This is a genomic window from Clostridium mobile, from assembly GCF_018918285.1.
In the GTDB taxonomy this organism is placed as follows: domain Bacteria; phylum Bacillota; class Clostridia; order Clostridiales; family Clostridiaceae; genus Clostridium_AW; species Clostridium_AW mobile.
Genome location: NZ_JAHLQF010000004.1, coordinates 229116 through 248283, shown reverse-complemented (window position 1 = coordinate 248283; position 19168 = coordinate 229116). Strand labels below are relative to the sequence as shown.

Here is a 19168-nt window from a genome sequence, read left to right as displayed (position 1 = left end):
AAGTAAGAAATAGACTTTTTAATTGATAATTATAATAAATTAAGAGTTGAGAATTCTCTCAACTCTTAATTCTTAACTTTTTAATCAACTTTATGTTCTTACAAAAATGTTGTACATTTTTTAAATATATAAAACATATCTAACCATTAACCAATAATGGCAAAAGCTTCCCGCAAGTGTGAATATATGAAATACTTCATGAAAACCAAAATGTTTAAAACTAATATTTGGCCATTTCGTTCCATATATAACGCCTCCAATAGTATAAGCTATTCCTCCTATTACTAACCATAACATTCCGCCACTTGGAATAACCTTAGATAAAGGATAGATAGCTATAATTACTAACCAGCCCATAAGAAGATAAAAGGAGGTAGAAAGCCATCTAGGCGCATTAAACCAAAAGTTTTTAACAACTATCCCAATAATGGCAAGACTCCAGATAATAGTAAATATGCTCCAACCCCAAACGCCTTTTAATGCAATGAGGCAAATGGGCGTATAGCTTCCGGCAATGAGTACATAAATCATAGAATGATCTATTCTTCGTAGTAATTTTATTAATTTTTCAGAGCCCGGGATGAGATGGTAAATAGAACTGGCAGTATATAAAAGTATTAAACTAGCGCCAAAAATAGAAAAAGCTATCACATGCCAGCTCGTTTCATTAATGGATAGTATTATTAATACTATTAAACCTACCACAGAGGCAAGTGCGCCGAATAAGTGAGTCAATCCGCTAACAGGATCTCTAAAATTTTTGAACATATATACCAATCCTCTCTTCTTATATAGTTAATACCATGATATGTAGTATTGAAAACTATATTATGTTATATTAATATATTATACTAATTAAAATAATATTTCAATAGGTATAATTAATATATTTTAGTGTTATTTTTATTATGAACTAATATTTTAAATTTATCCGATGGATGAGGAGTAATGAACTGTCATTTACAAAAATATTAAATAGTATTAAGAAATATTAAAGAGTATTAATATGTAGATTAGTAGTATTAAATACTATATAATTATACTATGAGGTGATAGGAGTGGCATTTAGAGAAGAAGAAATATATGAAGTAATTAATGAAGTTACTTCTTTTGAGGATATTAATCTTTCTGATATTCCAGATATTGATTTATATATGGATCAAGTTATTACTTTATTTGAAATGAAGCTTAATAATTTAAGAAGAAATAAAGATGAAAAAATAATGACAAAAACTATGATAAATAACTATGCTAAAGCTAAGATTCTTCCGCCAGTAAAGGGAAAAAAGTATAATAAAGAGCAGATAATACTATTAAATTTAATATATAATTTAAAGCAAAATTTATCTTTAGCTGATATTAGCACTTTATTTAATCATATTTCAAAGATTCCACAACAAGAAGAAAGTAACCTGTCAACAGTTGAAAACCTATATCAAAATTTTTTGGAAATTAAACAAAGTCAAGAAAAAGTAGCTCAGGAACAATTGAATGAATTAGTACATATTATCAACGAAAAAGCGGATAATTTTAAAGAAGATGAAGAATATATTAAGTTGATATTACTAGTACTTACCCTTATAAATAGAGCCAATATAGAAAAAAGATTAGCGGAAAAAATTATTGATAAATTTTTCTAAAAAAGCAGAAAACATATTGACTGAGAAAGAGTTATATGTTATGATGTAAAAGTTAGAAGAAATCTAACGTATTATTGAAAAAGATTTAAGTGATGAACAACATTCCCATTTTGAGGAAAGTAGGTTAGTCATGTTTTAAATCTTGAATCAAAAGGGAGGAATGTTGAAATGGCAGATAAAACATTAGTATGTAAAGACTGCGGAAAAGAATTCATATTCACTGAAGGAGAACAAGCGTTCTACAAAGAAAAAGGATTCGAAAACGAACCACAAAGATGTGCTGATTGCAGAAGAGCAAGAAAGCAACAAAACAACAACAGAGGATTCAGAAGATAATTTTTGAATGCTATACCCCTATAAGATTAATCTTATAGGGGTTTTTGTTTATTGTCTAAAACACCTAATTTCAAGTCTCTGGAATCTCATCAACAGTATGTTACATTTCTTCTTTAATAAAATTCAAAATATCTAAATTTTCCAAGTGGGGAGAACCTACAGCATTTGAAATCCATTTACAAATAATGTTAATATTGTTTTTAAGTGCTATAATAGTATTAAGGATGGTAGTCATCGGATAAATTTTTCCTACTAATGTTTGGAGGGAATGTTTTGAGAAATAAAGATAAAATATTACAGACTGTTTCGGTATTGCAGAGAAAAATGCCAGAAGGTGTATCAGCTATTGATATTAGTAAGACTTTAAATCTTAATAGAGCAAATGTCAGCAGATGTCTTAATGAGCTTTATTCAGAAAAAAAACTTGAAAAAATTCAAGGGCGCCCTGTACTATATAAAATCATAGAAGAAGATGTGATTAAAATTGAAGAGGTTAAGAATAGTAGTCTGGATAGTCTTATAGGTGCTCAAGATACTTTGCAAGTAGCTATTCAGCAGGCAAAAGCAGCTATACTTTATCCCCCAAGAGGATTAAATACTCTCATACTTGGAGAAACTGGAGTTGGAAAATCTCTTTTTGCGGAACTTATGTATAAGTTTTCTGTGGAAACAGGAATGCTTTTTTCTGGAGCACCATTTGTACATTTTAATTGTGCAGACTACGCAGATAATCCTCAGCTTTTGATAGCTTATATTTTTGGAGTAAAAAAGGGTGCTTATACTGGTGCAGATAAAGATAGAGAAGGATTACTAAAAAAAGCTGATGGTGGAATTATATTTCTTGACGAGGTACACAGATTACCTCCTCATGGGCAAGAAATTCTTTTTACATTTATAGATAAAGGATATTTTAGAGCTTTAGGAGAAACAGAAAAAAAAGAACAAGTATCAGTTCAAATAATAGCAGCGACTACAGAAAATCCTCAATCTTATCTTTTAAGTACATTTACTAGAAGAATCCCAATGATAATAACCTTACCAACCTTGATGAATAGATCTATGAAAGAAAGGTATAGGCTTATTGAATTATTTATAAAAGATGAGTCAAAAAGATTGGCTAAAAGTATATATATAAATCGAAACTCTTTAGAATCTTTGTTATTATATGATTGTCCCAATAATGTAGGACAATTGAAAAGTGATATACAGTTAGCTTGTGCAAAGGCCTTTTTGAATTATAAAGCTCAAAAAAAGAATTATATAGTAATCACTCAAGAAGATTTACCTAGCTATGTGAAAAGAGGAATTTTAAAGATAAAAAACAATAGAGAAGAAATAAATAATATTTTAAAAAGTAGTGGAGAAGTTCTTAAATTTTACTATAAGGAAAAAGAATATAAAAACTTAGGACAGAGTCATAAAGGACAAGGAGATTTTTATGATGATATAGAAAGAAAACTTCAAAGTTTAAAGGCATCCGGTATTCAAGACAATGAAATTAATCAAATTCTTAATATTGATATAGAAAGTCATTTTAAAAAACATATTGAAGATATGACATTGAAGGTTAATAGAGATGAAATAATAAATATAATTGGAGAAAAGATAGTTAATACAGTGGATTATATATTAAATTATGCACAAAACAAATTATATAGAGAATATGATGAAAATCTATATTTTGCTTTTGCATTACATTTAAATGGAAGCGTAAAAAGAATTGAAAATGGAAATAAGATATATAACCCAAAGTTAAATTTTATAAGAGCAAAATATAATGAAGAATTTTTAATAGCTATGGAGATGGCGAAAGTTATTGATAATAATTTTCATATTGAAACACCTCTTGATGAAATAGGTTATATTGCCATGTTTTTAGCAGCAAGTTCTTTTGAATTAGAAAGTGAAGATAAGGATAAAGTTGGAGTACTTGTGATGTTTCATGGGAATAGTACAGCTAGTAGTATGCTTCAAGTGGCTAATGAATTGATTGGGATAAATCACGGAGCTGCCTTGGACATGCCTTTAAATATGAATGTAGAAGAGGCGTATAAACGAGCAAAAGAGAAGGTTGAAGAGATAAATAAAGGCAAGGGGGTGTTACTTTTAGTAGATATGGGATCCTTAGTAAACTTTGGAGATATGATATATGAAGAAACAGGGATAGTTGCTAAAACTGTAGACGGAGTAAGTACACCTATAGTAATTGAAGCCTTAAGAAAAGCAGTTTTAGGCAGAGATTTAATTGAGATATATGAAAGTTGTAGAGAAAACAATTATTCTACAAGAAGAATAATTAGAAAAACCAATATAAAAAAGAAAAACATTATAATAACTGCTTGCTTTACTGGAGATGGGGCAGCAGAAAGATTAAAAAGAGTTATTTACGAAAAGTTGTCAAATCTTGAAAATATAGAGATAATTCCAATGAATATTATAAATAGAAGAGAATTTTTAAGTTCAATAGATTACTACAAAGAAAATTATAATATTTTAGCTATAGTTGGAACGGTAAAAATTCATATAGATGACATACAATTTATATCTGCTAAAGATTTATTAATAGACAGTGGAATAAATACTCTAAAAGAGATAATTGAAACTAATAATAACTATACTAAAATCAGTTCATCACTTAAAGAACATTTAAACTTTGAGGGCTCTGAGAGAATTGTTGAGGATGTAAAACAAGCAATTGAAGATATAAAAGCCCAATTAAAAAAAGTTATTAGTGATGAAGTGGAAATAGGAATAATAATTCACATGTGCTTTTTAATAGATAAACTTAAAAATGGCGGTGGAGAATCGACATTCAAAGGTTTGGAAGAATTTATGAATGAATACAGCAGAGAAATTGTGCAAATAAAACAAAGCTTGAGAAATCTTGAAGAGCAATATGATGTAAAAATTGGAGATAATGAATTGACTTATATTTGCCGCATGTTTATGTATAATGAATCAGATTAGTGTTTTCAGTGTAATCTGTGTAGCATATAAAAATAGTGTGTAATTGAATATACACACTATTTTTGTACATAAATATATTTTAATCCTTTAAATAAAATTAGTACTTAGTTAACTTTATTTCATAGCTGAAGTAAGAATATTTACGCTTTAAGCTGTTGAAAGAAGCTATTTATTATTGATAAAGAAGAAAATTTAAAGCTGTTATATATAAACAAAAGTTTTGGCACGGTATTTGCTTTAATTATTAGTGTAAAGGAGGTAAGCTATGAAAAAATTAAATGTAACGGTAAAAAGTAAATCAGGGCTTCATGCACGGCCAGCAGCTGCATTGGTTAATTTGACACAACGATTTAAATCTAACATTACCATTGAAAAAGATGGAAGATCAGTAAATGCAAAAAGTATAATAGGAGTTTTAAGTATTGGGGCAGAAAGGGAGGACATTATATCTGTCTTAATAGATGGAGAAGACGAGACAAGAGCATTCAATGAACTAGAAGAATTATTCAATAAAACTTTACTTAATGAATAACAATTAATGTCCCATTACGAGAAGGAGGATTATATGGGTTATTATATTGGAATTGATGGAGGCGGCACCAAAACTATTTGCCTTTTAGGAAACTGCAATAATGAAGTTATAGACAGTTTTAAATCTGGTCCTACAAATTATCACAGTATAGGCGTAAAGCAAACAGAAGAAGTATTCAGCTCTATGTTTACTTATTTTTATAATAAACACAATATTGATAAAGATAATATTATCGCAATATGTTTAGGCGGAGCTGGAGTTGACTGTGAGGAGGATGAAAACCTTTTAAGGAATATTTTTAAGGCATTAGGTTATAAAAATAAATTATTAATATTTAATGACTCCATAACTACTTTGGTTGGTGCAAATGGTGACATGAAAGGTGCCATTTTAATTAGTGGTACTGGCTCAATATCCTATGGCATTGATATTCATGGGAATGCGGTTAGAGTGGGAGGCTGGGGACACATAATTGATGATGATGGAAGTGGATTTGCTATTGGAAGGGATGCTTTAAAGAAGATAATGGAAAGCTACGATGGAAGAAGTGAAGAAACTATACTATGGGAAAAGGTAAGTAAAACTCTTGAAATTTCAAACTATGAAGAACTTATACCATTTATTTATAATTCAAAAAAACAATATATTGCGGACCTTGCACCTCTTGTATTAGAAAGCTATTATTCCGATAAAATTTCTAGAGATATTGTAGATAAAGCAGTAGAGGACTTATTTAAAATAGTTAAAACTCTTTCATTTAAAATTAAAATTCAGAATTTTCAACTAAGTTTTGGAGGCAGCATACTTTTAAAATCATCTCTTATGAATAATTTATTAAAGAAAAAGATAAATGATGAATTCCCTAGAATAATAATTCATACTCCTTATGACGACTCAGCCCATGGTGCATTAAATTTAGCCTTAAAAAGTAATGGATATTAAAAAGGAGAGGAAATTATGAAAAAAATAATGTTGGTTTGCTGTGCAGGAATGTCTACTAGTTTACTAGTAAAAAAGATGGAGGATGCTGCAACTAAAGAAAACTTAAAAGTTGAAATATTTGCAGTAGGAGAAGCAGATGTGAAAAATCATGAAGATGTAGATGTGGTTTTACTTGGACCTCAAGTTAGATATTTGCTTAAAAAGATGGAGAAATTAATGGTACCAAAAGGAATACCAGTAAAAGTCATTGATAGTATTTTATATGGAACTATGAATGGAGAGGCAGTATTAAAGCAAGCTATCGATATGATTAAGTAAATAAAATCTCTTTTATAAATATTGGGGGGGTAAAAAATGAAAAAATTTATTAGTTTTATGGAAGAACATTTTGTCCCTATAGCAGGGAGAATAGGTGCTCAAAGACATCTTGTAGCCATAAGAGATGGATTCGTAACTTTAATGCCGCTAATTATAGCGGGTTCATTAGCTACATTAATCAATGCATTACCAATACCAGCATATCAAAATTTTATGACTAATGTGTTTGGTGAATCGTGGAAAAGTTTTGGAGGAAATATTTGGTCAGGATCTTTTGCTATAATGTCTTTTCTTGTGGTATTTACTATAGCTTATAATCTTGCAAAGTCCTATGAATCTGATGGACTTACAGCAGGTGTTGTAGCTTTTGCAGCATTATTAGCTATAACAAAACCTACAGCAGATGGTTCTGGAATACCTTATAGTGCAGCTGGAGGAGTAGGATTATTCTTAGCAATAATTGTAGCAATTATCTCTACAGAAATATTTGTAAGGCTAAGAAGAAAGAAGTCACTTATTATTAAAATGCCAGATAATGTTCCGCCAGCAGTTTCTAAATCCTTTGCATCATTATTACCGGTTATGATAACAATAGCTATATTTTCAGTAATTAAAATTTTATTTGCTGTAATTGGAGTAGATGATATTCATAAATTGATTTATGATGCACTACAAGCACCTTTAGAAGCTGTAGCAAATACACTTTGGTCAGCAATATTAATTGCACTTTTAAATCATTTATTCTGGTTCTTTGGATTACATGGTTCAAATATATTAGAACCAGTTATGCAAGCAGTTTATCTTCCAGCACTTGAGAAGAATATGGCAGCTGCTGTAGCTGGAACGGCTATACCAAATATCGTTACAAAACCATTCTTCGATGCTTTTGTATATATGGGAGGTTCAGGTGCAACAATTTGTTTGATAATTGCTATTTATATAGCTTCAAAGCGTAAGCATCATAGAAATATGGCTAATCTTTCATTAGGACCAGGATTATTTAATATAAATGAATCTATGATATACGGTATGCCTATTGTATTAAATCCAGCATTTATAATACCATTTATTTTAACACCAGTGCTATTAACAATAATAAGCTATATTGCTATTGCCACAGGGCTAGTTCCTCATACTATTGCTATGGTACCATGGACAACACCACCTTTAATTAGTGGATGGATTGCAACTGGATCAATTAGGGGTTCCATATTGCAAATAGTAAATCTTGTTATCGGTGTGATTATATATATTCCTTTCATTGTTTTAGCAGAAAGAATTGATGATAAAAAATCTGAAACTATTGTGAAAGAAACAGATAATAGTATAAAAGGTTAAGGTTTAAAACTATGCATGGAATCTACAATATTCATTGTAAATTCCATGCATAATTCAAAAAAACTGCTTTCCTATTTAAAGGAAAAGTATTATACAATTATACAATTGGAGGGGGAAACATGGAAGGTATTAAAATTGCTGTAATTGGTGGAGGTAGTAGTTATACTCCGGAACTTATTCATGGAATAATACAAAGAATTGAGGAATTCCCTGTAAGAGAAATAGCATTAGTAGATATACAAGAGGGAAAATGGAAACTTGATATAATTAGCAAACTTTCTTTAAGAATGTTAAATAAACATAATATCAAAACGAAAATAACTTCAACTTTAAATAGAAGAGAAGCTATAAAAGATGCAGATTTTGTTGTTGCTCAATTTAGGGTAGGAGGGCTAGAAGCAAGATCAAAGGATGAGACAATGCCATTAAAGTATGATCTCATTGGTCAAGAAACTACTGGAGTAGGAGGATTTATTAAAGCACTCAGAACAATACCAGTGATACTTGATATATGTAAAGATATTAGTGAGTTAGCTCCAGATGCATTTTTAATTAATTTCACAAATCCAGCAGGAATTATTACTGAAACTGTCTTAAATCATACAAAAGTTAAAGCTATTGGAGTATGTAATGTTCCAATAACAATGAAAAATAATATTGGAAAATTACTTGATGTAGAAGTAAATAGAATAAGAATAGATTTTTTAGGACTTAATCATATGGTTTATGGAAAATCTGTTTATCTTGATGGTAAAGATATAACAAGAGAGATAATCGAAAGGCTTTCTAATGGTGCTTCTATAAATATGAATAATATTCCTGATTTAAAATGGAATGAAGAATTTTTGAAATGTTTAAATATGATTCCTTGTCCTTATCATAGATATTTTTATATGAAAGATGAAGTTTTAAAAGAAGAGTTAGAAAGTATAAAAAGAGGAGAAGGAACTAGAGCGAAACAAGTAATGGAGATAGAAAATAAATTATTTAAAATATATGATGACGAGAACCTTGATGAAAAACCATCAGAGTTAGATAAAAGAGGAGGTGCATATTATTCAGAAGCAGCAGTTTCTCTTATGAGTGCTATATATAATGATAAAAATGAAATTCATACTGTAAATGTAAAAAACAATGGAGCTATATTAGATTTACCATATAATTCTGTTATAGAAACAAATGCCATTGTAAATAAAACTGGAGCAGTACCTATATCATCAGGGGCTTTACTAAATTCTGTAAAGGGTCTTGTGCAACAGATAAAGCTCTACGAAATTCTTACAATAGAAGCGGCAGTAAATGGAGATTATAATCAAGCTTTTTTAGCATTAATCAATAATCCACTAGGCGGTTCAATAAATATTACTAAAAAATTACTAAAAGATATATTAGATAAAAATAAGGAATATTTACCTCAATTTAAGTAGGGAGGAATTAAAAATGGAGAATATAATATTTAAAATAATATCTTATAGCGGAGAGGCTAGAAGTCTTTCTATGGAATCTATAGTTCATGCAAAAGCAGGTGATTTTAAAAAAGCTGAAAGATGTATTGAATTAGCAGATACAAGCCTAGAAGAAGCACACAAAGAACAAACAAAGCTTATTCAATCAGAGGCAAGAGATGAAAAAGTCAAGATTACATTGCTTATGATTCATGCGCAGGATCATTTAATGAATGCCATAACAGTAAAAGATTTAGCAATAGAGTTTATAGATATGTATAAAAAAATCTTAAATAATAATTAAATTTTAAAGTAAAAATGGAGGGAGTTAAATGGGTAAGTTAGGAGTATCAGTATATCCTCCACAAGGAGAGATAAAGAAATATAAGGATTATTTAAAAATGGCTGCAAAATATGGATTTACTAGAGTGTTTACTTGTCTTATATCCTTAGGAGAAGATATAGATAATAATTTAAATCAATTTAAAGAAATAACCAATACTGCAAAAGAACTGGGAATGAAAGTTATTGCAGATGTAGATCCTTCAATTTTTAAAAAGCTAAATTTAAGTTATAAAGATCTTCAATTTTTCTCTGAACTAAATTTAAGTGGAATAAGATTAGATTTGGGATTCTCGGGAATGGAAGAAAGTATAATGAGTGTAAATCCTTATGATCTCAAGATTGAAATAAATATGAGTAATGGAACAAAATATCTTGATAATATTTTAAGTTATTGTCCTAATAAAGATAACATAATAGGATGTCATAATTTTTATCCACATAGATATACAGGATTGTCAAGAGAACATTTTTTAAATACGTCAAGAGAGTTTAAGGAAAAGGGTATAAGAACTGCTGCTTTTATTAGTTCATCCAGCGGAACCTTTGGACCATGGCCAACCTACCATGGACTCTGTACTTTAGAAGAACATAGATTTTTACCTATTGATGTTCAAGCAAAGGATTTATTTAATACAGGATTGATAGATGATGTTGTAATAGCAAATTGTTTTGCATCAGAAGAAGAACTTTATACACTTGGTGTGCTAAATAAAGATATTATAGAATTTAAGGTTAAACTATTAGAAGATTTACCAGAAATAGAGAAAAGGATAGTTTTAGAAGAAAGTCATTTTAATAGAGGAGATATATCTGAATATATGATCAGATCAACGGAAAGCCGTGTAAAATATAAAGATCATAAATTTGAGTTATTTAATGCAAAACCTATAAAGAGAGGAGATGTATTGATTGAAAGCTCTCTTTATGAAAGATATAGCGGAGAACTTCAAATAGCATTAAAAGATATGGAGAATAGCGGTAAAACCAATGTGGTAGGCAGAATTGATGAGGATGAAATTTATTTATTAGATTATATTAAACCATGGCAAAAATTTAAGTTTAAATTATAGATTTTAAGATATGGCAAAAAGCCAATATTTTTATGAAAATGTACAAGTTATTAGTCAATTATGGAATAAGGAAATAAATTGGGAAAAATATAAAGGTAGGTAAATATATGACCGTAAAATGTATCAAAAATGGTAAGATAATTTTAAAAGATAAAATTTTACATGGAAAATCAATTATATATGATGAAAAAATAATTAAAATTGTAGAAGATAAATATTTGAATGAAGATATAGAAACTATTGATGTGGAAGGAAATTATATATCTCCTGGATTTATAGATATGCATGTCCATGGATCTAAAGGTTCTGATGTTATGGATGGTAATATTGAAAATATGGAGACTATTAGTAAAAGTCTTTGTAGTCATGGAGTTACGGCATTCCTTCCTACAACTATGACAATGCCAATGGAGGATATTCACAAAGCTTTAGATGTAATAAAAATTTCTATGAACAAAAATTTCCATGGTTCTAAAATTCTTGGAGCGCATTTAGAAGGTCCTTTTATCAGTCCGAAATATAAAGGAGCACAAAATGAAAAATATATTTTAACACCATCAGCGGAGACCATAAAATCTTATGTTGATATAATTAAGGTAATTACTATTGCTCCCGAAATGGATGAAAATCACACTTTTATTAAATCAATGAACGGGAATAAAAATATATTATTATCAATAGGACATACAAATTCTACTTATGAAGAAGCTATGAGTGCTATAGAAGATGGTATAAAAAGTGCAACTCATTGTTTTAATGCTATGACTCCACTTCATCATAGAAATCCTGGCACAGTTGGAGCAATTTTAAACAGTGATATTTACTGTGAACTTATTGCAGACACAATTCATGTACATCCTGCATTATTTAATATTTTAGAAAAAATTAAAGGAGATGATAGGATAATTTTAATAAGTGACGCTATGAGAGCAGCTTGCATGAAATCTGGCAGTTATGATTTAGGGGGACAAAAGGTATATGTGTCTAAGGATAGAGCAGTTCTTGAGGATGGTACATTAGCTGGAAGTCTCTTAACTTTAGATAGGGCAGTAAAGAACATGAGAATCAACACAGAATTGGAACTAGAAAAAATAATTAAGATGGTTACAATAAATCCTGCCAGTGCCATTGGTATGGATAATATGAGGGGAAGCATAGAAGTAGGGAAGTATGCTGATTTTGTAGTGTTTAATGAAAATATAGATATTTTATATACAATTGTAGAAGGAAACTTATGCTTTAGAAAGGAATCTTAAATTATGAAAATTATCAAAGTGAAAGATTATAAAGAGCTAAGTAGAAAGGCATCAAGTATATTAGCCGGTCAACTTATATTAAAACCTAAAAGTGTTTTAGGGCTTGCAACAGGGTCTACACCTATAGGTACTTATGAAGAACTAATTCGTTTATATAATGAAGGAGTTGTAAGCTTTTCAAATGTAATTACTTTTAACTTAGATGAATATTGTGGATTGAAATCTAATGATATAAATAGTTATTGCAATTTTATGAAAACTAAATTGTTTAATCATATAGACATAAGAGAAGAAAATATCCATATTCCAAATGGATTAGCCAAAGATATTCAAAAAGAATGTGAAGATTATGAGAAAAAAATTAAAAAATTTGGTGGCATAGACATACAGTTACTTGGGATAGGAAGGAACGGACATATTGGTTTTAATGAACCAAATCTTAAATTTGAATCAAAAACGTTTTTAGTAAATTTAGATGAGGATACAATTAAGGCTAACTCAAGGTTTTTTAATAGTATTGAAGATGTACCAAGACAAGCAATAAGTATGGGAATAAAAACTATTATGAGTTCTAAGAAAATTCTTTTACTTGCTAATGGTGAAGAAAAAGCAGAAATATTATATAGAGCTATTTATGGTGATATAATTCCACAGGTACCTGCATCAATACTACAATTACATCCAGATGTAACCATAATTGTAGACGAAAAGGCAGGTAGTTGCTTAAAATAGTTATTTTCTAAAAGTTTGCAATTAAAACTATGAAGAGGTGCTGGAGGAGGTCGTTATATGAAAGGAATAGGCGCATCTGCAGGTATTGCTATTGGCAACGTATTAGTTAAAGGTAATAAAATTGAAGTTAAAAAATATAAAATTGAAGATTGTGATAATGAGATAAAAAGATTTAGAAAAGCATTAGATACATCAATTAGCCAAATAAAAGACCTCATTGTATTTACAGAAGATACATTGGGAAAGGAAGAAGGAAAAGTTTTTGAAGCTCATATTCATATGTTAAAAGATGAAGAGCTCATTACTCTTATTGAAAGCAAAGTTAAAGAATCTAAGTTTAATATTGAATGGGCGGTTAAAGATGCCACAGATTTTTATGTAGACATGTTCAATTCTTTAGATAATAGCTATATGCGTGAAAGAAGCATTGATCTTATAGATGTTTCAAATAGAATAATAAATAATTTACTAAATTTGGACACCATTGATTACAGTAAGTTAAATGAAGCTGTCATATTAGCAGCTAATGATTTAACACCATCTGAAACAGCCCAGTTACCTAAAAATAAGGTGCTTGGTTTTATAACAGAGGCAGGAGGCCCAACATCTCATGTTGCTATTATAGCTAAAAATTTGGGGATTCCAGCTATTGTAGGTGCCGGTAAAGTATTAGATTCATTTAATGAAAAATCTTTAATAGTCATGGACGGTGGCACAGGTGAATTTTTTATTAACCCAGATAATCTTATAATAAATCAATTTAATGAGAAAAAGAACTATTTAGAGAAGGAAGAAGAACTTAATAAACATGTACTTGGTATGGAATCTATTTCAAAGGACGGTAAAACCTTTGAAATAGTGTGTAATATTGGTGCGCCAGAAGAACTGAATCAAGTAATAGAAAATGATGGTGAAGGAATAGGACTTTTTAGAAGCGAATTTATATATATGGGCAGAGGAGAAGCACCTAGTGAAGAAGAACAATTAAATTGCTATAAAAAAGTGGTGCAAGGTATGAATGGAAAACCTGTAATAATTAGAACTTTAGATGTGGGAGGAGATAAAGAAATTCCTTATTTAAACATCGAAAAGGAACAAAATCCTTTCCTCGGCTTTAGAGCTTCAAGATATTGTTTAAAAGAAAAAGAATTATTTAAAGTTCAATTAAGGGCAATTTTAAGATCAAGTGCTTTTGGAAATGTAAGAGTGATGTTTCCTATGATATCTAGTGTTCAAGAAGTTAGAGCTATAAAGAAACTTCTTGAAGAATGTAAAAGTGAATTAAAAGCTAATAAAATAGCTTATGACGAAAACATAAAAATAGGTATAATGATTGAAATACCTTCAGCTGCTATTATTTCTGATATTCTTGCAAAAGAAGTGGATTTTTTTAGTATAGGCACTAATGACCTTATACAATACACTATTGCTGTAGACAGATTAAATGAAAGTATATCAGAATTATATACTCCATACCATCCAGCAATACTTAGACTTATTAGCACTGTAATAAAAAATGGACATAAAGAAGGTATAACAGTAGGTATTTGTGGTGAAGCAGCCAGTGATATAAAACTTCTTCCTGTATTTATGGGAATGGATCTTGATGAGTTTAGTGTAAGTCCAGCTTTAGTTTTAAAACTAAGAAGACACATGAAGAAGTTTTCCACTACAGAGGCAAAGGAAATTAGCAATAAAATTCTTAAATTAGAGGATTCTGAGATCATTAATAAGCTATTGGAAGATACAATGAATTGTTATGAAAAAATTGAATAATGAAAGTAAGTTTATCTTCTCTTTTAACAATAAAGTGCTGTCTCACAATAGAAATATTTCTAGGTGTGACAGCACTTTTGCTTTTTGTGTACACCCAGCATGGGCGACAACTCAAGAATTAACTTTTATATTTGATGAGGAATTTTCTAAATATATTGAAGCCCTAGGATACAAACACGATTTTTGCTGAGTTTTTGAATGATAAGTGAAATCCATGTAGAATATTAATAATAGGTTTCGAAATATTATGGATATTCAAGAGGGTTTAAAAAGGTGAGGGGATGGAATTTGATTAAGATAACTTTTGTTATTCCATACAGTGAAATTCAAAATGAAGTTTATAATTCTCTTATGGAGTCTAAGGAAGAGGGGGTTTCCTTTAAAACTATTCACATAATTGGCACACAAGACCTTTTATTAAAAGAAATAGATTCTGATATTATTATTGCTAGAGGGTTAACTTATCTAGCTCTTAAAAATGCTCTAGTAGATATACCGGTGATAGAAATAGAGGTGACTGGATATGATGTTATTAGGGCTATTAACGAATGCAAAAATAAATATAATCCAAAGAAAATTGCAGTTGTAGGCTCTGAAACAATGATATTTGGTGCTGAAAGTTTAGGAGAAATTATGAATCTTCATATAGAGGTTTTTAAGATTGATAATGAAGAAGATGTATTAAAAACTTTACAAACTGCTAAAGAGCATGATATAGACGCTATTGTAGGAGGATTAACTACTTATAATATGGCGGAAAGTCAAGGATGGAAATGTGTATGGATAAGAACTGGTAAAGAAGCCATAAGGCAGGCTATCAAGGAAGCCATTAATGCTGGAAGTGTAGTAAAACATGAAAGAGCTAAGAATCAGTTATTTAAAATAATACTTGATAATGCTAAAGAAGGCATTGTAGCAGTAGACAAATTTGGAAGGATAAAAGAAATTAATAAATCTGCATATAAGAATTTGCAAATATCTCATAATAGAAATATAAAAGGAGAATTTTTGAAGAAATTTCTTCCTAAAAGCAGATTAGTAAAGTCAGTTGAAATTGGGGAAGAGGAAAGTGACATTATCGATAATATAAATGAAACTATGATAGTATCAAGCTTAGCTCCTATAAGAGTCATGGGAAATAATGAAGGTGCAGTCATTACAATGCAAAATGTTGATAAGATACAAGAAACTGAGAGTAAAATTAGAATGGGTCTAAGTGATAAAGGGTTAAGAGCCAAATATAGCTTTGGAAATATTGTAGGTGAAAGTAAAGAATTAAATAGTATTATTCAGATGGCATATAAATATAGCCAGGTGGAATCAAATATTTTATTGATTGGAGAAACGGGTACTGGAAAGGAGCTATTTGCGCAAAGTATTCATAATGCTAGCAATCGAAAGTTTCAGCCCTTCGTAGCAGTAAACTGTGCAGCTTTACCAGAAAATTTATTGGAAAGTGAATTATTTGGGTATGTAGAAGGAGCATTTTCTGGAGCTTCAAAAGGAGGGAAGATAGGATTATTTGAGTTAGCCCATAATGGAAGTATTTTTCTAGATGAGGTTGGAGAAATATCCCTTACTTTGCAAGCTAAACTTTTAAGAGTGCTTCAGGAAAGAGAAATAAGAAGAATAGGTGATAATAAAGTAATTCCCATAGATGTTAGAGTTATCTCTGCAACTAATATTGATATTAAGGAAAAAGTTAAGAAAGGGGAATTTAGACAAGACCTACTCTATAGATTGGATGTATTAAACTTAAGAATACTGCCATTAAGAGAAAGAAAAGAAGATATAAAGCATATTGTATATCATTTTATTGAACAGTACTGTAAAAAAATCAATAAAAGTACAGCTATGATAAAACCTGAAGGATTAAGTATCTTAAGCAGTTATAGTTGGCCGGGAAATATAAGAGAACTGAGAAATATATGTGAGAGATTAGTTGTACTAATGGAAGGAGAGTATATCACTGAAAAGGATGTTTTAGAACAGCTAAATTTAAAAGAAGAAGTAGAAATATTTGAGGGAGAAGTAGAGGAATGCAAAGAGGAATATAAAAATGAAGATATAATTTGTACATCCATTGAAGATATAGAGATGGATGCCATAAAAAAAGTTTTACATACTGTAAATAACAATAAAACTGAAGCTGCTAAAATACTAGGAATAAGTAGAACTACTCTATGGAGAAAAATAAAACGTTTAGAGGGTATTTCAAAATGAAACATTTATAAGTTCCATAATGAAACATCATTGTTTCGTTATGGAACTTATTTTGATTATTAATAAAGAAATATTTGAAAAAATAGGCTAATATACAATATTTCATCATTGGCATAATCTTTGCTCAATATGTTAGTGAAATGAAAACTACATATTTTAAATAAGGGGGAGAGAGACAATGTCTAGTAATCAACTTGGAGAAAAACCCGTGTTAGGTATCCTCTTAGGGGATGCAGCGGGAATTGGTCCTGAGATTGTTGCTAAAGTGGCGGCAAAGGGCATACTTGAAAAATATTGTTATCCAATAATTATTGGAGATGTTAGAGTGTTAGAAATGGGAATGGATATAGCAAAGGTTAATTTCCCATATAAAATTGTTGAAAATGTGGATAACTTAGATTTTACCAATGGAATAATTGTTTTTGATCAAAAGAACTTAAACTCAGAAGAGGTAAAAGTAGGAGAAGTGGACTCTTATGTAGGAAAAGTTACTGGAGATATGCTTATAACTGCTATTAATCTTTATAAAGAAGGGAAAATTGAAGGTTTTTGTTTTGCGCCTTTAAATAAAGGGGCGATGAAAAAAGGAGGCCATACTTTTGAAAGTGAACAAATGCTATTTGCTCATTATTTTAATTGGACAGGACCTTTTGGGGAAATGAATGTTTTAGGAGATCTATGGACATCACGTGTAACAAGTCATATACCGGTTAAAGAAATAAGCAATAAATTAACTTCTGAGTCAATTTTAAGAGCAGTACGTTTGGCGGATAGAACGCTAAAGCGTGCAGGATTAGAAAATGCTAGAATAGCCGTAGCTGCGCTAAATCCTCATGCTGGTGAAAATGGTTTATGTGGAAGAGAAGAAATAGATGTTATTGAACCAGTCATAGAAGAAGCAAAAAAACAAGGTATAAATATAGTTGGTATGTATCCTGCTGATATATTGTTTGTAAAAGCCTTTGAGGGGAATTTTGATGCGGTGGTTACCATGTATCATGATCAAGGACAAATAGCTATGAAGCTTAAGGGATTTGATCAGGGAATAACTGTTGCGGCGGGCTTTCCAGCACCAATTGTCACAGCAGCTCATGGAACGGCTTTCGATATTGCAGGAAAGGGAATAGCAAAGACAACAGCGTTTGAAAATGCAATAAAAATGACAGCTAGAATTGCTCAATGCGATAGAAGGAATAAGGGGATCTAAGTAAAAATATTTAGATAAAAATATTTAAATAAATAGGAGGGGCTAAAATGAAAAAATCCATAAACTTATTAATTTCTTTGGGATTGACATTAGGTTTGCTTGCAGGATGTGGCAATGCTGAGGGTAAAAAAGAGGAGGGGAAATATCCTCAAAAAGAAATTGAATTTGTAGTTCCGTCAAGTGCTGGTGGTGGAAGTGACTTAAACGCTAGAACAATTGCGGATATAGCTTTTAAGAATAAATTTACTCCTAAAAATTTTATGGTAGTAAATAAGCCAGGTGGATCAGGGGCGGTTTCTTTTTCTTATGTTTATAACAAAAAAGAAGATCCACATACTTTGATGGTTCTACACTCAGGGCAAGTTATGAGCGCTATTGTAAACGATTCCCCGATTAAAGCAGATGCTCTTACTTATATCGGTACAGTTGCGTTAGATGAGTTAGCTATATGTGTAAAATCTGATGGAAAATATAAGAACTTAGAGACTATGTTAAAAGATATAAAAGAGAAGTCAGAAAGTATTAAAATAGGCGGATCTCAAAGAGGTAATGGAGATCATTTAGCTTTTGAAATGTTAAATAAGTATACAAATTCAAAGTTCACATATGTTCAATTCAATAGTTCAGGAGACGCTATGTCAGCATTATTAGGTGGCCATATAGATGCTGGTATATTTAATCCACTAGAATGCATAGGTCAAATTGAGGCTAAGAAAGTTACACCAATTGCTGTTTACTCACCTGAAAGATTGACGGAATTATTCAAAGATGCACCTACTTTTAAGGAATTAGGTTATGAAGAAATTGAATTAAGGGAAATAAGAGCTATATCAGGTCCTCCTAACATGCCAGCAGAAGCAGTTAAATTCTATGAAGACTTATTAAAGAAAGTTACAGAAACTGAAGAGTGGAAGAAGAATTATATAGAGAAGAACCTAATGACCAATTACTATTTAAATTCCGCAGATACTAAGAAATACTTCGATGAACAGTCAAAATTATATCATGACATGTTTAAAGAAGTAGGTTTAATCAAGTAAT

Annotated in this window: 18 protein-coding genes; 17 read left to right on the top strand and 1 reads right to left on the bottom strand. The window is 30.2% G+C overall.

Going from position 1 to position 19168, the window contains the following annotated elements; all coding sequences use genetic code 11:
• Nucleotides 1-120: 120 nt before the first annotated feature.
• Complete coding sequence (gene trhA, locus KQI86_RS16365; protein WP_216440497.1) at nucleotides 121-768, bottom strand: PAQR family membrane homeostasis protein TrhA; 648 nt, start codon at nucleotides 766-768, stop codon at nucleotides 121-123.
• 290 nt (nucleotides 769-1058) lie between these two features.
• Between trhA and KQI86_RS16360 the strand changes: the two genes are divergently transcribed.
• From KQI86_RS16360 to KQI86_RS16280, 17 genes are all read left to right on the top strand, one after another.
• Complete coding sequence (locus KQI86_RS16360) at nucleotides 1059-1640, top strand: DUF1836 domain-containing protein (protein ID WP_216440496.1); 582 nt, start codon at nucleotides 1059-1061, stop codon at nucleotides 1638-1640.
• Between the two features lie 168 nt (nucleotides 1641-1808).
• Nucleotides 1809-1976 carry a zinc-ribbon domain-containing protein gene (locus tag KQI86_RS16355; protein WP_027623829.1) on the top strand — a complete coding sequence of 56 codons (168 nt, stop codon included), beginning with the start codon at nucleotides 1809-1811 and terminating at the stop codon, nucleotides 1974-1976.
• A gap of 273 nt (nucleotides 1977-2249) precedes the next feature.
• Nucleotides 2250-4943: a sigma-54-dependent transcriptional regulator gene (locus KQI86_RS16350; protein ID WP_216440495.1), complete on the top strand. Its 2694-nt coding sequence runs from the start codon at nucleotides 2250-2252 to the stop codon at nucleotides 4941-4943.
• A 265-nt stretch (nucleotides 4944-5208) separates the two neighbouring features.
• Nucleotides 5209-5475, top strand: coding sequence for an HPr family phosphocarrier protein (locus KQI86_RS16345; protein ID WP_216440494.1), 267 nt, complete (start codon nucleotides 5209-5211; stop codon nucleotides 5473-5475).
• Between the two features lie 33 nt (nucleotides 5476-5508).
• Nucleotides 5509-6417 (top strand): N-acetylglucosamine kinase, encoded by a 909-nt coding sequence (locus KQI86_RS16340; RefSeq protein WP_216440493.1) that lies wholly within the window; start codon nucleotides 5509-5511, stop codon nucleotides 6415-6417.
• Between the two features lie 15 nt (nucleotides 6418-6432).
• Nucleotides 6433-6735, top strand: coding sequence for a PTS sugar transporter subunit IIB (locus KQI86_RS16335; RefSeq protein ID WP_216440492.1), 303 nt, complete (start codon nucleotides 6433-6435; stop codon nucleotides 6733-6735).
• 36 nt (nucleotides 6736-6771) lie between these two features.
• Nucleotides 6772-8073, top strand: coding sequence for a PTS sugar transporter subunit IIC (locus KQI86_RS16330; RefSeq protein WP_216440491.1), 1302 nt, complete (start codon nucleotides 6772-6774; stop codon nucleotides 8071-8073).
• A gap of 119 nt (nucleotides 8074-8192) precedes the next feature.
• Nucleotides 8193-9500, top strand: a complete 1308-nt coding sequence (locus tag KQI86_RS16325) for a 6-phospho-beta-glucosidase (protein ID WP_216440490.1) — start codon at nucleotides 8193-8195, stop codon at nucleotides 9498-9500.
• Between the two features lie 13 nt (nucleotides 9501-9513).
• A complete protein-coding gene (locus KQI86_RS16320) occupies nucleotides 9514-9822 on the top strand; it encodes a PTS lactose/cellobiose transporter subunit IIA (protein WP_216440489.1) in 309 nt (102 codons plus the stop codon).
• Nucleotides 9823-9850: 28 nt separating this feature from the next.
• Nucleotides 9851-10933 (top strand): DUF871 domain-containing protein, encoded by a 1083-nt coding sequence (locus KQI86_RS16315; RefSeq protein ID WP_216440488.1) that lies wholly within the window; start codon nucleotides 9851-9853, stop codon nucleotides 10931-10933.
• A 107-nt stretch (nucleotides 10934-11040) separates the two neighbouring features.
• Entirely contained in the window at nucleotides 11041-12189 is a 1149-nt protein-coding gene (gene nagA, locus KQI86_RS16310) for an N-acetylglucosamine-6-phosphate deacetylase (RefSeq protein ID WP_216440487.1), read from the top strand.
• Nucleotides 12190-12192: 3 nt separating this feature from the next.
• Entirely contained in the window at nucleotides 12193-12921 is a 729-nt protein-coding gene (nagB, locus tag KQI86_RS16305; RefSeq protein ID WP_216440486.1) for a glucosamine-6-phosphate deaminase, read from the top strand.
• Nucleotides 12922-12978: 57 nt separating this feature from the next.
• Nucleotides 12979-14697, top strand: coding sequence for a phosphoenolpyruvate--protein phosphotransferase (gene ptsP, locus KQI86_RS16300; protein WP_216440485.1), 1719 nt, complete (start codon nucleotides 12979-12981; stop codon nucleotides 14695-14697).
• Nucleotides 14681-14887: a hypothetical protein gene (locus tag KQI86_RS16295; RefSeq protein WP_216440484.1), complete on the top strand. Its 207-nt coding sequence runs from the start codon at nucleotides 14681-14683 to the stop codon at nucleotides 14885-14887. The genes ptsP and KQI86_RS16295 overlap by 17 nt, the downstream gene beginning before the upstream one ends.
• Before the next feature lie 98 nt (nucleotides 14888-14985).
• Complete coding sequence (locus KQI86_RS16290) at nucleotides 14986-16920, top strand: sigma 54-interacting transcriptional regulator (RefSeq protein WP_216440483.1); 1935 nt, start codon at nucleotides 14986-14988, stop codon at nucleotides 16918-16920.
• Nucleotides 16921-17098: 178 nt separating this feature from the next.
• Nucleotides 17099-18127 carry a 4-hydroxythreonine-4-phosphate dehydrogenase PdxA gene (locus KQI86_RS16285; protein WP_216440482.1) on the top strand — a complete coding sequence of 343 codons (1029 nt, stop codon included), beginning with the start codon at nucleotides 17099-17101 and terminating at the stop codon, nucleotides 18125-18127.
• A 47-nt stretch (nucleotides 18128-18174) separates the two neighbouring features.
• Nucleotides 18175-19167 (top strand): tripartite tricarboxylate transporter substrate binding protein, encoded by a 993-nt coding sequence (locus tag KQI86_RS16280; RefSeq protein ID WP_216440481.1) that lies wholly within the window; start codon nucleotides 18175-18177, stop codon nucleotides 19165-19167.
• Nucleotide 19168: the final 1 nt, after the last annotated feature.

Coding starts and splice junctions, on each gene's coding strand:
- trhA (WP_216440497.1), bottom strand. CDS start 768: ATGTTCAAAAATTTTAGAGATCCTGTTAGCGGATTGACTCACTTATTC.
- KQI86_RS16355 (WP_027623829.1), top strand. CDS start 1,809: ATGGCAGATAAAACATTAGTATGTAAAGACTGCGGAAAAGAATTCATA.
- KQI86_RS16345 (WP_216440494.1), top strand. CDS start 5,209: ATGAAAAAATTAAATGTAACGGTAAAAAGTAAATCAGGGCTTCATGCA.
- KQI86_RS16340 (WP_216440493.1), top strand. CDS start 5,509: ATGGGTTATTATATTGGAATTGATGGAGGCGGCACCAAAACTATTTGC.
- KQI86_RS16335 (WP_216440492.1), top strand. CDS start 6,433: ATGAAAAAAATAATGTTGGTTTGCTGTGCAGGAATGTCTACTAGTTTA.
- KQI86_RS16330 (WP_216440491.1), top strand. CDS start 6,772: ATGAAAAAATTTATTAGTTTTATGGAAGAACATTTTGTCCCTATAGCA.
- KQI86_RS16325 (WP_216440490.1), top strand. CDS start 8,193: ATGGAAGGTATTAAAATTGCTGTAATTGGTGGAGGTAGTAGTTATACT.
- KQI86_RS16320 (WP_216440489.1), top strand. CDS start 9,514: ATGGAGAATATAATATTTAAAATAATATCTTATAGCGGAGAGGCTAGA.
- KQI86_RS16315 (WP_216440488.1), top strand. CDS start 9,851: ATGGGTAAGTTAGGAGTATCAGTATATCCTCCACAAGGAGAGATAAAG.
- nagA (WP_216440487.1), top strand. CDS start 11,041: ATGACCGTAAAATGTATCAAAAATGGTAAGATAATTTTAAAAGATAAA.
- nagB (WP_216440486.1), top strand. CDS start 12,193: ATGAAAATTATCAAAGTGAAAGATTATAAAGAGCTAAGTAGAAAGGCA.
- ptsP (WP_216440485.1), top strand. CDS start 12,979: ATGAAAGGAATAGGCGCATCTGCAGGTATTGCTATTGGCAACGTATTA.
- KQI86_RS16295 (WP_216440484.1), top strand. CDS start 14,681: ATGAAAAAATTGAATAATGAAAGTAAGTTTATCTTCTCTTTTAACAAT.
- KQI86_RS16285 (WP_216440482.1), top strand. CDS start 17,099: ATGTCTAGTAATCAACTTGGAGAAAAACCCGTGTTAGGTATCCTCTTA.
- KQI86_RS16280 (WP_216440481.1), top strand. CDS start 18,175: ATGAAAAAATCCATAAACTTATTAATTTCTTTGGGATTGACATTAGGT.